We start from the raw sequence: 13,373 nt of genomic DNA on the forward strand, positions 1-13,373 counted from the left end.
TGTCCGTGTACGTATCGGCGTTACGCCACCGCCTGCTCGACCAGGGTGCTGGCCAGTTGTTCGTTGAGTTGGCGGGCCTGGCTTAGGCGGGTTTTTAGTTGGTCGCAGAGGGCCATTAGCTGATCGACTTTGGCGACGATGCGGTGTTGTTCGGGGAGCGGTGGTATCCCTATCAAAGTATCGAGAACATCTTCACGAGAAATGCCTGGGATCGCGATACCAATAGACTTACTTTGGAAATGCTCAGACATCGAGAACAGCATGTTTCTAGCAAACTGGACATCAACAAGAATTGGGCGAATAGCCATAAGTTGACGGCTTATTGCGAACTCTTGCTGATTAACAAAATTGGTTTTACCAACGCCTGAGCCTTTCACGGTAAGCAGAATGTCCCCTTCGATTGAGGTTGCCCGGCGCTCATGCGTGAAGCGCGTTGGCCGAGGGTATGTTTCGCCGAAATCAGCTGGGCCGGTCAGATAGGGAATTGCTCCATCCCTAGCGCTTTCAAAATATTCATCAGGGCCTAGGTGCTGCCCTGAAACCAGTTCAATTACCTGACCAAACCGGACAAACTCCCAGCCATTTGGCGGCGCAAATGACCTTTCCTCATCGGTGATCTCAGGGAGCTGCTTCGTTTTACGGATTTTCCCCTCCGCCACCAACAGCGCCTTTTCCTCGGCAATACGCTTGAGCAATTCACCGGCCGGCTCATCGCTGGGATCTTGCGGTACCAGTTTGCCCATCACGGCCAGTTGCAGCAGGGTTTGCTTGAGGGCGTCGATGCTGGGTTCGGTGGTGAACAGGGTGTGGAAGTGTTCAGCCAGGCGTTGCCAGTTGGCGGCGACGTCGGTGGCGTCGCTGGCTTGGGTCAGGCTGTCGAGCAGTGCTTGTACCAGTTGGGCGTGGGCGCTTTCGGCGTCGGTCTGTTGGGCTTCCAGTCGGTCGCAGAGGGCCATCAGCTCATCGACTTTGGCGACAATGCGGTGTTGTTCGGCGAGTGGTGGAAGCCCCGTTACGGTGGCGACGATTTTCTCTCTTGAAATGTTTGGCTGCGCCCCACCAGCACCCTGTCCAATAAAATTCGATTTAAGCGCTTTGAGGGTAAGCAGCAAATATCTATTGAATACACCATTGAACGGGGTGCAGGCGCAGACAGCCTGATTTGTTGTGCCCTCCACGCTCAAGATTGCTGTTTTACCAATAGTCGCGCCGTACATTGCAATTAGCACATCGCCAGGCTTGTTTCGGCGTAACGAGCATTCTTTGAGCGCTAGCTCAGTTACCGACTCTTCTGAATCTGAAATGAAGTCTGCAATCAGCTCGCCCGATTTGAACCAAGGCATTTCACCGTCGTAGTACCTTGAGTTCCCCCTAGCAGGAGTTGCCCCAGCCCCCCAATCACCAATCTGGCCTAGCCTTACCCACTCCCAGCCAATGGGTAGCTTGAACTGCATTTCATCTTGTTCGATACCGGGTAACGGCTTTCCCTTTCGAATGGTCTTGTTTTCAATGAGTAGCGCTTTTTCTTTCGCAATATTGTTCAGCAACTCACTGGCCGGCTCATCACTTGGCTCTTGTGGCACCAGCTTGCCCCGCACCGCCAGTTCCAGAATCAGCTCGCGCAGCTTTTTGATGCCATTGGGCGCACCGGCCAGCAGCGGCAGATTTTCGGTGAGCAACGCCGTCATACCTGGCGCTCCAAAGCTTCGGCCAGCACCGCTTTGAGCTGGTCGCGCAGGTCACTGATTTCGCCTTGCAGGCTGGCGTAGTTGCGCAGCAGTTCGTCCGGGTCGTGGCTGATCTGCTCGCCGATATGCGGGTTTTTGCAGTCCAGGTTCCAGTTGCGGGCTTGCAGCTCTTCGAGGCTGACCTGCCAGGCAAATTCGTTTTCCACCCGTGCGGCAAAACCGTCGGCCTCGCTGCCCCACCAGGCTTCTTCGACGGCGAACTCTTCGATGCGCATAGGCTTAGTCTTGGAGTAGCTCTTCACACCGGCCGGGTACTGATGTTCGTAGAACCACACCTGTTTGGTCGGTGTGCCTTTGGTGAAGAACAGCAGGTTGGTCTTGATGCCAGTGTAGGGGTTGAACACGCCGTTGGGCAGGCGAACGATGGTGTGCAGGTTGCACTCGCTGAGCAGCTTTTCCTTGATGCGGCTTTTGATGCCTTCGCCAAACAGAAAGCCATCGGGCAACACCACGGCGGCGCGGCCGCCGTCTTTGAGCAGTTGCATGATCAACACCAGAAACAGGTCGGCGGTTTCGCGGGTGCGGAAGGCGGCGGGAAAATTGGTTTCGATGCCGTCTTCTTCCATACCGCCGAACGGCGGGTTGGCGACGATGCAGTGCACGCGCTCGCTCGGGCCCCAGCTGATCAGCGGTTTGCTCAGGGTGTTGTCGTGGCGGATCTGGCTGGGCACCTCGATGCCGTGCAGGATCATGTTGGTGGTGGCCAGCAGGTGCGGCAGCGGCTTTTTCTCCACGCCAAAGATGCTGGCTTGCAGGGTGCGCTCGTCCTCGGCGGTTTTCACATAGCGGCTGCGCTTGTGCTCGATGGCGCAGGTGAGGAAACCGCCGGTGCCGCAGGCCGGGTCCATGACTTTTTCATCCAGCTTGGGGTCGACCATGCGCACCATGAATTCGGTGACCGGGCGCGGGGTGTAGAACTCGCCGGCATTGCCGGCGTTCTGCAGGTCGCGTAGCAGTTGCTCGTAGAGGTTGCCAAACTCGTGGCGCTCCTGAGCCTTATTGAAGTCCACGCCTTCCTGAATCTTGTTGATCACCTGGCGCAGCAGCTGGCCGGATTTCATGTAGTTGTAGGCGTCTTCAAACACGCTGCGCACCACAAAGGCCGACGGCGTGCTGCTGTATTCGTGCAGGTTCTGCAGCTGCGGGAACAGGTTGTTGTCGATAAAGTCTTTCAGCGCATCGCCGGTCATTCCTTCCGAGTCGGCAGCCCAGGTGCGCCAGCGGCAGCTGTCGGGGATGGGCGAGCGGTAGTTGTCGTCCATCAGCTCCCATTCCAGCTCGCGGTCATCGAAAATCTTCAGGAACAGCAGCCAGACCAGTTGGCCAATGCGCTGGGCGTCGCCATCGACACCAACGTCTTTGCGCATGATGTCTTGGATGGATTTGATGGTGCTCGAAATAGACATAGGGGACTCAGACAGTACGAAGCTTGGTTACGAATTCAGAAAGGGGGATAACCTGGGAAGGGTCCCCACTCTCATCGGCAAATAGGTCACGCCAGTGTTTCTTCAACTGGGTATTGACGCTTTTGAGTAGTTCCGATTTTGGGATACCCATAAAACCCTTCAGTGGGCGGCAAATGTGGAGAGACATCTCCTCATTATTTGAAACCCTTGTGTATCTTGCTTCATCAATTATTTCGACAAACCCATGCACTTTGACTTTACCTGCTTCGTCAATATGAATATCCAAAACGGTACATCCAGGGTGCAATTCATCAAACCAATCCTCATAGGCCCCCCAGCTACTTGAGATTTGGGTATTACCAACACTTTCTCTAATCTCTTTGAACCGTTGCTCGGCTTCCTCTTCTATGTGGGTTCGCCAAATCAGCACAACTGCATCACGACGGGCGATTGTCTCCTGAGACATTTTCAACAGGTGACGAGAGCTACTAGTGTCAACAACACGCCCTTTGGAGCGCATTTCCCATGTTTGAGTGGCGTCACTGATCATTTGATCCGTAATTGACTCACCCTCTGCCCAGCGCTCGTCGAACCACATCCGCATCTGCGTGAGCTGCTCCTGATCTGCGGTGCGAAAACCAGCTTCGTACCAACCCTTCAACTCATCGCCCTCATAATTGAGGCCGTTGGCCGAACAGTTGGCTGAGCCAATAATGGCTTGCTGGTCGCCAATCATTACTTTGGCGTGCAAGCGATTGAGGGCCTTGATCTCAACAGATGGGTAGGCAAGCAAATCTTTAATGACTTTCGGATTGGTCCCGCCCATTGCTAGGTTGCAGAGTATCCGTAGTTTTTTCCCTACTTTAGGGATCAGCAACTCGGCACCCTGCCCCCAGAAAGCCACTGCGATATCGATCGCCTGAGAATCATCCAACAAACTTTCGACACTCTTCAGATACTCATCTGCAGTCAGAAACACGTTTTCATCCTTGTTTGTAGATGTCTTTTTCAAGCTCTAGCAATGCTTTCTGGTAACCCACTCGGCCGCCAAACGCCTTGACCAGTTCAATGGGCGCACCAATCTGACTGAAGGGGTCAAGCTGGAGGATTTTGATGTCTTCGATGTGCTCAACGCCGGTGTCGGCGTATTTATCCAGCAGCGCCTCTAGCACCTGGCGGGCCGCGCCAGAGTACTTAGCAAAGTAGTTGCGCTTTTTCACCTGCTCGGCTCGTTCTTTACGCGATAGCGGCGGCTGGTCGAAGGCGACGTGGCAGATCAGATCGAAGGGGTCTAGAGGCTTGCCCTGCTTCTTTTCCACTTCTTCGGCCAGGGCTTCCCACATCACGCCCTGGGCGGCCATCTCTTCGATGATGACCTTCTTCTGCTCGGCATCACTCCAGCGACGCAGGAAGTCATCCAGCGAGCCGAATTGCTTCATCACGCAGGCACGGGTGTAGTCGTGCAGCGATTCAGTGATCAAGCGGCCATCAGGGCCGTAGTACTGCACACGCTCGGCAATGACGTAGATGGGGATGCTGTCGATGACGTACTTGATGCGCTTCTTGCCGCCGTCTTCGCCGGTGAACTCCAGGTCATCGCCCTCGGCATCGCTGCCGGCACTAATGCCATCGCCTTCAAGTAAGTCGTCGGGCGGCACGGGCGGTTCGTTGCCTTCGGGCGCGTAGATCACCACCGGGTCACCATCGAAGGCTGGGTCGGCAAACAGCTCGGTGGCTTTCTTGAAGTCCATAATGGTGAACCAGTACTTGCCGAAGTCTTCATTGATACGGGTGCCGCGACCAATGATCTGTTTGAACTCGGTCATCGACTTGATGTGCTGATCGAGCACGATCAACTTGCAGGTTTGCGCATCGACGCCTGTGGTCATCAGCTTGCTGGTGGTGGCGATGACCGGGTAACGCTGTTCCGGGTTGATGAAGTTATCCAGCTCGGCTTTGCCTTCCTGCTCATCGCCGGTGATGCGCATGACATACTTACGGTTCTCTGCCACGCGCTCGGGGTTGAGGTTGACTAGGGCCTGGCGCATACGCTCGGCGTGGTTGATGTCATCGCAGAAGACGATGGTTTTCTGGAACGGATCGGTGGCCTTGAGGAACTCGGTGACCTTCTGCGCCACCAGTTGGGTGCGTGCCTCGATCACCAGTGTGCGGTCCATGTCTTTGAGGTTGTAGATGCGGTCTTCGATCAGCTCGCCATTCTTGTCGAGCATGCCCTTGGGCGGCCGCCAGCCTTGCAGGTCTTTGTCGAAATCGATACGCACCACTTTGTAGGGCGCGAGGAAGCCGTCTTCGATGCCCTGCTTGAGGGTGTAGCTGTACACCGGCTCACCGAAGTAGGTGATGCTGGACACCTCTTTGGTTTCCTTAGGCGTGGCGGTGAGGCCGATGTGGGTGGCGCTGGAGAAGTAGTCGAGAATCTCGCGCCACGCTGAATCCTCGGCGGCACTGCCACGGTGGCATTCGTCAATCACGATCAGGTCAAAGAAGTCGCGAGAGAACTCTTTGTAGATGTTCATCTCTTCTTCAGTGCCGGTGACAGCCTGATAGAGCGACAGGTAAATCTCATAGGAAGGATCGACCTGTCGCCTGGTGATCTTGGTCATCGCCTTGCCGAAAGGTTTAAAGTCGTTGTTCTTGGTCTGGTCGACCAGGATATTGCGGTCGGCGAGGAAGAGGATGCGTTTCTTCTGCTTCGACTTCCACAGACGCCAGATGATCTGGAAGGCGGTGTAGGTCTTGCCGGTGCCGGTGGCCATGACCAATAAGATGCGATCCTGACCCTTGGCTACGGCTTCTACAGTGCGATTGATGGCATTAGTCTGGTAGTAGCGTGGCATACGGCCTGAGCCGTCGTCGTAATAGGGCGCGGCAACCTTGTGCTGGGCTTGATCGTCCAGGCCCTTCCATTGGCAGTAGCGCTGCCACAACTCACCCGGGCTGGGGAACTGGTCAAGGCTGAGTTCGGTTTCTACCTGACCGCCGGTACCGCTGCGGTCATGGAATAGAAAGCCATCACCATTGCTGGAGAACACGAACGGCACATCCAGCGCTTCGGCATAACCAAGCGCCTGCTGCATGCCATGTCCAACGGAGTGCTTGTTGTCTTTCGCCTCGATCACGGCGATGGGCAGGTTGGCCTGGTGATAGAGGATGAAGTCCGCGCGGCGGGATTCGCCCCTGCTGTGCAGCTTGCCCCGGACGATGATGCGGCCCTTCGTAAAGCTGACCTCCTCGCGCACCTGCTTGTGCATGTCCCACCCGGCTTGCTGAATGGCCGGGGCGATGTACTTGCTGCAGATATCTCGTTCGGAAAGCGACTTCTTGTCCATGTTTCAGTCCTAAGCGGCATGAAGTGTCATCCGCACCCTTGAATTTGATATCAATTCGACACTAACCCGCATCATGCCTAATCAGCCAGAAATTGTCATCTTCCGATAGAACTCGAACACAAGCGGCATGATAAGGCTGTTGCCGAGGGAAACACGCGGGGACGAAGATAACCCAAGCAGACTCAGCTCTCTTCGTGCTTGACCCGGTACTTCACGAAGGCGATGTACTTTGCAAAGCCTACGTTGATGATTGGCTTACGTTCAGAACCTGCAAGCCATCCCATGACGATGAAATAGGCCCCTTCGAGATCATCCATACTTTTAAGGCGGAACGCCTTGAGCATTTCATCTTCCAGGTGCGCATCCCGAATCAACAGACTTGGTTCGGTGCGGTAATCACCACAGTTGAGCCACACCTCGCCTGCTTTACGGTTCACATTGGTAATCAGCCCCCAGAACAGGCGCACGGTGCCTAACTCAACGTCAGCAAGCTGACGCTGATGGGATAGCAGTTTGCGAATTTCACCCTCCATCGCAACACGCCCGCCATCAGTCGTAATCCTTATTGAGGCGTCATCCTCCGGGTAGTCCGGATTCTTGATCAGGCACGAGAGAAGCTGCCGGAGTGACTTATTAATCGGGTAGTCGGCTGCGTTGGCATATTTCTTTTGCAGCACGCCCCAGGGAGAGTCAACTGGCTGCCGTTCCCTGGGCTCCGGCACCATGATGTCCTGCGGCTTCCTCTTGTCTAAATCGACGACAATGCGAGTAGTGTCTGTGCCTTCATCAGGCTCAATCCCCTCCTCATCAACCACAAGAATCACAGTCTTGATCTGACAACCGTCCAGGTGATGCGCGGCGAAGCAAGCGATTCGCTCACGCCCACCACTGAAGGAACCTCTTACGTACCAGGCCCTGGCCTCACACTCGGAGCACTCGATGTTGCCTGCATACTTTTCAACATCCTGCTGGTACTGGAATGGAGTCACAGAGCTCTGCTCCACCCGATAAGTAACAGATTGCATTCACACTCCTGAGCAATACTTGGAAGCAGCAGCAAGAATCCATTTCAACCCACGACAGGGTCACAAGCTGCGTTACTTGATCGCTACTTGTACGCTTACTTGATCGGTTAGACACCTGGGAAGCAAGCTGTTGTCTCTACTCTTCGCGCAAAGCAACAAGCTCTTCCTGAACGAAGCCGAGCTGGCGCTGCAGTTGCTCGACATGGGCTTTCTCCGCACGTGCTGCAGCAGTCTGCTCGCGCAGCTCAGCCTCTCGCAGCTGGCTCTGCTGCTGAAGTTGATCCAATTGCGCTTTGCAATGCTGTAAGCCTGTCACTGCCTCCCTACGCCGCAAGATCTGCCAGAGCAATGTCAGCACCATTATGCAGACCACGAGCAAAGCGATGACTACGCCCCAGGACATTCCAATATCGCTCACGGTGTTTTCCTTAGATGTAGTACTCACCACGCCACTTGAATGACGCCATCAGAATATGTAGCTTCAGATGACGCATCCATGGTGTTTACGCGTACAGGTAAAGTTTTCAAGCAGATGGAGGAGCGATGAAACGTAAACAAGCAATCGAGTCTGTGCGCTGGGATCTGGCGTTGCGCTACCGCTTAATCGAGACCGTCGTGTGGTGGGAAGGCCGTTTAACTACCAACCACTTGATGCAGAGCTTTGGCATCAGCCGCCAACAGGCATCAAAAGACATCAACACCTACATCAACGAGCACGCACCGAAAAATCTGGAATATGACAAGCATTTGAAGGGGTATGTGCCGAGCAAGCACTTCAAGCCACTGTTTATCGACGACAGCGCCAGCGCCTATCTGCACCTGCTTAACCAAAACCATGACCGCGCCCCACACGTTGAAGGACTCGCTTTGGCTTATGCCCACACCGAAGTGCTGCAAGTTCCTGATCGTTCGGTACGTCCTGAAATACTGCGACCTCTTCTTCGGGCCTGCCGCGAAGGCCTACGCCTGGAGTGTGATTACGTGTCCTTCACCACACCTGACGCCGAAACCCGCCTGATTGCACCGCACACGCTGATCTACACCGGCATGCGCTGGCATGTGCGGGCGTATTGTGAGAAGAACAAGGACTACCGGGACTTTGTGCTCAGCCGCTTTCGCGGTGTGCCCGAGTTGATGGACGACGAAACAGAAAACACCCGCGAGAAAGATCCGGGCTGGTCCAGCCAGGTGCAGGTCATCATCGAGCCGGACTCACGTCTGAAGCCCGAGCAGCAAACCATCATCGAAACCGACTATGGCATGCAGGATGGTCGCCTGGTGATCGAGACCCGTGGCGCGCTGGTGCAGTACGTGCTGCAGCGCTATCAAATCGACACGACCAAGGTGCATGCCAAAGCGACAGCGCAGCAGATTGTGGTGGTGAATTTGGATGAGCTGCAGGGGTGGCTTTATCACTGAGCCCTAGGCTTAACCAATATAAGGTCGCTTTCATCGACGCCATCACGAAGGTACAGCTCTGGCGTGGATTCTTCTGAAATGCCTTCCAGCATCAGTGCATTCTTGGCTTGCTGGAAAGCCATCGGAATTGAGCAGCCAAAGCCGATAGCCGAGTAAAACTGAGCTGAAAATATGCGCGCCGCTTCGTCGCCAATTGACTGATTCATGCCAATTGCAGCGTCCACATTTTGTGCACATGCGGCTGCTTGGTTAAATGAGTGGCACGTGTTGAAGAAAACCAACCGCACCGTGTCGAAAAGCTTAAAACTATCGACAATGCTCGCCATCGGGACAAATGTGGCGTCACCATTTCGATCCAGCAGAACGAGCTCATCCTGATCGCTACCGTGTCCACTAAAATGCACAATCGTGGGCTTGAGCTCGTTCATGTACTGCAAGATGTCTCCTGGACGCAGCGCCCATCTCGACTCAAGCTTAACCGCGTCACGATGATCGGAAAGTCGAATTTTTTGGTGAATCTCACGGACCTCTTCATCCAGCAACAGCCTGCGGTCAGAGGCTGTCGCTGGATCAGTCGCAAAAAAGGCAACCTTAATTTCTTCGGGCAGCGCAGCCAACTTATCAATGCGGGCAGCAGTTTCCCGATGTAGAGAATCATGCGTTTTCAAGCTGGACTCTACCTCACGGAGTTGCCGTTTCTGCGCCTCCTGCATTTTTTGCTTCTCCGTATTTCTTTTCTTCAGCACCTTCGCTTCTTCGCTTTCCACACGCAGCTCAGCTGTCGCCAGTTTTTTCTGCTCGGCGGCAATCTTCTTCTCCAGCTTGGCAACTTCAACCAAATGCTTCGCCTGCAGATCTGCATACCGGTTGGCTTCTCTGAGCTTGGAGGTAGCTGTAGACAACTGTTTGGTTTTGCTGGCGGCAGTTCCAGCAGCAAGTGATTTTTTCCCCGCATCAGCCGCCTTCTGCGACTCCCTGGCCTTCAGGCTCGATAGCTTTGCTAGAGCGTCACGAACGCTGGCAACTTGACGACGATACATATCAACACTCATAGGCGCTCCCTACAGTTTTCAAAAGCGGCGCAGCAGAAAAACGAGCCGAGTTGATGGCGTAAAATCAGTCCGCCTGGCCGCCATAGGCAACACGAGCCAAACCCAGCATCAGGGTCAAAGCAGCAATCAGCACAAGATGTTCAGTCAGCGAACTCAGCATGATCATGGCGGATCTCCTCGGGTTGCGATGACCCAACCATAGGCATCATTAACCTCGCCGGCGATACGTAAACTTTTGGCATGTAAATATTTAGAACATACGCAGACCTGCGCCGACGGACGCGCCTTGTTGGATTTCATAATTGACAGATACTGTACATAAATACAGTTATCGGCAATTTCTCATGACCAACGCCCTGATCCTTGGTGCACTCCACACCAGCAGCACACGCCTCCCCTACTTCGATGCGCACATTCCGGCCGGCTTTCCCAGCCCGGCGCTGGATCACATGGAACACAAGCTGTCCCTGGATGAGCTGCTGGATATCAATGCACCGCACACCTACGTCGTGCTGGTCAGCGGTGACAGCATGACCGGGGCGGGTATCTTCGATGGTGACCACCTGATCGTCAGTCGTGCACTGGAGGCAAAACCAGGCGATGTCGTGGTGGCCTGTCTAAACGGTGATGTGTTCGTCAAACGCTTGGGCAGATGCCAGAAGTCGTATGTGCTGCAATCCGAGCACCCAGATTACGCACCGCGCTATGTACTGGATGATGACGAGCTGATGATCTGGGGCGTCGTGAGCCATAGCCTGCGTAATCACCGCCCCCATGCCTGAGCCGGTGTTTGCCCTTATCGATTGCAACAGCTTCTACGCAAGCTGCGAGCGGGTATTCCGGCCAGACCTGCAGCGCACGCCGATAGTCGTGCTGAGCAACAACGACGGCTGTGTGATTGCACGCTCCGCCGATGCCAAACCCTTCGTGAAGATGGGTGCGCTGTACCATGAGATTCGTGGCGATCTCAAGCACCAGGGTGTCGCGGCGTTTAGCAGCAACTATGCGCTTTACGGCGATATGAGCGAACGGGTGATGAGCATCATTGAGGCGCGTTTGCCAGCTGTTGAGGTGTACAGCATTGATAAGAATAAGTTGCATACCGTGGACGTCCAAAGTTAGATGGCGTCCCCATGGACATTGACGCTTGTTCTTACAGAGATTTCCCTTGCCTACCGTCGAACACATTCACTTCAGTCCGCATGACCTCTCTGTCAAAGACCGCCTGATTACCTACTCGCTGAATAGCTCCCGTGTAGTGATCGAAGGACTACCACAAATATTCTGGGAAGACGGATTGCCCTGGAGAGAAGCCAATCTATGGGCTATGGAGAGAGTCACCAACGGTGAGGCACTCCTTAAGACCGTTTCTAGCAACCTGAACGGGCTGTTGAACTACGCGAAGTTTTTGGAGAGTCGCGGGCTTCAGTGGTTTGAGTTTCCGTCTCGAAAGGCTGATCGATGTCTTGTTCAGTACCGTGGGGCGCTTATCAAGGCTCGTGATGCTGGTCATACCAAAGCGTTCAACCCCTGAGCAGCTACAGGCGCAATGAACCCACCGATTGCTGCGGCAATGACCGCGACGAAATAGATCGGTATTTGGTTCTGTTCAAGTGCGTCCCTATCCATAGCGCTCCCCTCGGGTATCAAAACAAGGCCGTCAACCTAAGCAACACCAGCTCGTCCGTCGAGTGATGGTGTAGGCACACGCTCATGCCATTATATGTCACGTATCATCGCGGTTTATTTGGGCAAGGTTGCTTTTCCAAAGGGCACAACAAGCTGCTCCAAATAGACCTGCGGGAATCCCTGTTCATGCAGTCCGACCTCTGCCTCGCCCAGCTTCCCCGCGCTGTCATAGAACGTACCGAACAACCGATCCCATACCATCAGAAACTCACCAAAGTTCACTTGGGCATCTTCGAAGTCACGCTTGTGGTGCCAACGATGGATTTCGGCGACCCCAAACACATGTCGTAACCAGCCCACCCGGTAATCCAGGTTCGAGTGCTGGAAGGCCAGGTGCACGCTCAAAATGCCAAACCAGGTCGCGACCACCGCCGCGGGTGCCCCTGAAGCGAGCAGCACTACCAGCCCAGGGCCGGCCATGAACGCAGCGTGGAGGGGGTGGCGCCGCTCACCGTTCATCCAGTACAGCCGTTCGGCACTGTGGTGAATCATGTGGAAACGCCACAGCCAGGGCACCTGATGGCTGATTCGGTGCATGCTGTACAGACTCAGGTCGAGCACCACCACAACCAGCAACAGTTGCAGCCATAAGGGGCTCTCAGTGGGGAACAGACGCATCGAGGCCGGTACCGCATCCCCCAGTTTGGCCACGATTTCTGCCGTGAACTGAATGACGGAAAGGTTTACTAGCAAGTGCAGCAAGTCCGTCTGGGTGTCCTGGTGATCTTCCAGCCACTCCTGCCGAAACGGCAGAAGATGCTCCAATGCCGCGATGGCCAGCAGTCCGACCGCAGCGACAAGGGGGGATGTCGGCCAATAGGGCATTCCAGCGTATAACGCCCACACCATGAAGGCCGCACAGCCGCCAAATACTAAGGGATAGCTCAACCATCGAATGGCGAAACGAGAAATGCTGGACATTATCGGGCTCCCGAGTTGTGGGCCTTTACGATATGTGCGGGTACGCGCTGGCAGCTTGAACGAAAGAGCTAGCCTTCCTGCAGGCGAACTTCGGCAAGCGCTGAGGATGGATCAATGCCCAGCAGCGCACGAAAGGTTCGTGAAAAATGGGCGGAATCGGAGAAGCCTACCGCGTGTGCCGCGTCGGTCATCGATAGCCCACTGGCCAATAGCTGAACTGCATGGGTGAGGCGCAGCCATTTTGCATAGCTGCGCAGCGGCAGGCCGGTCTGCTCCACGAACCAATGGGAGAACCGCGTCGGAGACAGGTGCACCAAGGCGGCGAGTTGGTCACGCCGCACGCTGCCGCTGTGCACGGCTGCGCTGACCACAGCCAGGCGCGGGTCGGTTGTCGGCAGGTCGATTACTCCCAACGCCCTCCGAACCGCCCTTCGGACACCAAGGGTCGTCTCGTCTAAGGCATCGATCAGCCTCGTCACGTCGGCCGTAGCAATTTCGAGCGGCGCCAGGGTTCTGCCCTCGGGCAGAGCCCGGGCTTCATCCGACAATACATCTAGGTAGATCGACATGACGATGTCGCCGCTGAGCCGATGGCGAACACCCGCAGGAATGCGAACCGCGGCCCCGGTGTGGCAACCCTGGGGGGACTCTACGGAGACGAGCGCATTCACTCCCAGTGCAATCTGGTGCGCCTGATGATGGTGCCAGTCTTGATGCCCGGCGCGGCCGATGAAGATAGCCATGCCAGGCGCAATCCACGCAC

11 protein-coding genes and 3 pseudogenes are annotated in these 13,373 nt (G+C 55.2%); 4 read left to right on the forward strand and 10 right to left on the reverse strand.

Going from position 1 to position 13,373, the window contains the following annotated elements; all coding sequences use genetic code 11:
• Window positions 1–20: 20 nt before the first annotated feature.
• The 6 genes from MF6394_RS25195 to MF6394_RS25220 all read right to left on the reverse strand — a co-directional run bounded on the left by MF6394_RS25195 (window position 21) and on the right by MF6394_RS25220 (window position 7,947).
• Window positions 21–1,688 (reverse strand): restriction endonuclease subunit S, encoded by a 1,668-nt coding sequence (locus MF6394_RS25195; protein ID WP_078467789.1) that lies wholly within the window; start codon window positions 1,686–1,688, stop codon window positions 21–23.
• Window positions 1,685–3,154: a type I restriction-modification system subunit M gene (locus MF6394_RS25200; RefSeq protein WP_078467790.1), complete on the reverse strand. Its 1,470-nt coding sequence runs from the start codon at window positions 3,152–3,154 to the stop codon at window positions 1,685–1,687. The genes MF6394_RS25195 and MF6394_RS25200 overlap by 4 nt, the downstream gene beginning before the upstream one ends.
• 7 nt (window positions 3,155–3,161) lie before the next feature.
• Window positions 3,162–4,133 carry a phospholipase D family protein gene (locus MF6394_RS25205; protein ID WP_161952181.1) on the reverse strand — a complete coding sequence of 324 codons (972 nt, stop codon included), beginning with the start codon at window positions 4,131–4,133 and terminating at the stop codon, window positions 3,162–3,164.
• A 4-nt stretch (window positions 4,134–4,137) separates the two neighbouring features.
• The gene (gene hsdR / locus MF6394_RS25210; protein ID WP_078467792.1) at window positions 4,138–6,504 is read right to left on the reverse strand and encodes an EcoAI/FtnUII family type I restriction enzme subunit R; all 2,367 of its coding nucleotides are present in this window, start codon (window positions 6,502–6,504) and stop codon (window positions 4,138–4,140) included.
• A gap of 182 nt (window positions 6,505–6,686) precedes the next feature.
• Window positions 6,687–7,529 carry a hypothetical protein gene (locus tag MF6394_RS25215; RefSeq protein WP_078467793.1) on the reverse strand — a complete coding sequence of 281 codons (843 nt, stop codon included), beginning with the start codon at window positions 7,527–7,529 and terminating at the stop codon, window positions 6,687–6,689.
• A gap of 136 nt (window positions 7,530–7,665) precedes the next feature.
• A complete protein-coding gene (locus MF6394_RS25220; RefSeq protein WP_238597316.1) occupies window positions 7,666–7,947 on the reverse strand; it encodes a hypothetical protein in 282 nt (93 codons plus the stop codon).
• A gap of 125 nt (window positions 7,948–8,072) precedes the next feature.
• Here MF6394_RS25220 and MF6394_RS25225 point away from each other — a divergent pair, with 125 nt between their 5' ends.
• Complete coding sequence (locus MF6394_RS25225; protein ID WP_078467794.1) at window positions 8,073–8,948, forward strand: WYL domain-containing protein; 876 nt, start codon at window positions 8,073–8,075, stop codon at window positions 8,946–8,948.
• Here the strand turns inward: MF6394_RS25225 and MF6394_RS25230 are convergent.
• Complete coding sequence (locus tag MF6394_RS25230; protein WP_078467795.1) at window positions 8,942–10,000, reverse strand: CHAT domain-containing protein; 1,059 nt, start codon at window positions 9,998–10,000, stop codon at window positions 8,942–8,944. The genes MF6394_RS25225 and MF6394_RS25230 overlap by 7 nt on opposite strands.
• 344 nt (window positions 10,001–10,344) lie before the next feature.
• Here MF6394_RS25230 and MF6394_RS25235 point away from each other — a divergent pair, with 344 nt between their 5' ends.
• The 3 genes and pseudogenes from MF6394_RS25235 to MF6394_RS25245 form a co-directional block, all read left to right on the forward strand.
• On the forward strand, window positions 10,345–10,782 hold the full coding sequence (locus tag MF6394_RS25235) for a LexA family protein (RefSeq protein ID WP_125970749.1): 438 nt from the start codon (window positions 10,345–10,347) through the stop codon (window positions 10,780–10,782).
• A pseudogene (locus MF6394_RS25240) lies at window positions 10,775–11,089 on the forward strand (Y-family DNA polymerase); the annotation flags it as partial. The gene MF6394_RS25235 and the pseudogene MF6394_RS25240, both read left to right, overlap by 8 nt.
• A 58-nt stretch (window positions 11,090–11,147) precedes the next feature.
• Window positions 11,148–11,513, forward strand: a pseudogene (locus tag MF6394_RS25245) (site-specific integrase); the annotation flags it as partial.
• Here MF6394_RS25245 and MF6394_RS34740 read toward each other — a convergent pair.
• The 3 genes and pseudogenes from MF6394_RS34740 to MF6394_RS25255 form a co-directional block, all read right to left on the reverse strand.
• Window positions 11,513–11,629: pseudogene (locus MF6394_RS34740) on the reverse strand (arsenic resistance protein); the annotation flags it as partial. The pseudogenes MF6394_RS25245 and MF6394_RS34740 overlap by 1 nt on opposite strands.
• Before the next feature lie 114 nt (window positions 11,630–11,743).
• Window positions 11,744–12,610, reverse strand: a complete 867-nt coding sequence (locus tag MF6394_RS25250) for a sterol desaturase family protein (protein ID WP_054897301.1) — start codon at window positions 12,608–12,610, stop codon at window positions 11,744–11,746.
• Between the two features lie 68 nt (window positions 12,611–12,678).
• A complete protein-coding gene (locus MF6394_RS25255) occupies window positions 12,679–13,353 on the reverse strand; it encodes a helix-turn-helix transcriptional regulator (protein ID WP_231988985.1) in 675 nt (224 codons plus the stop codon).
• Window positions 13,354–13,373: the final 20 nt, after the last annotated feature.

Source organism: Pseudomonas sp. MF6394 (assembly GCF_002018845.1).
GTDB lineage: Bacteria > Pseudomonadota > Gammaproteobacteria > Pseudomonadales > Pseudomonadaceae > Aquipseudomonas > Aquipseudomonas lactis.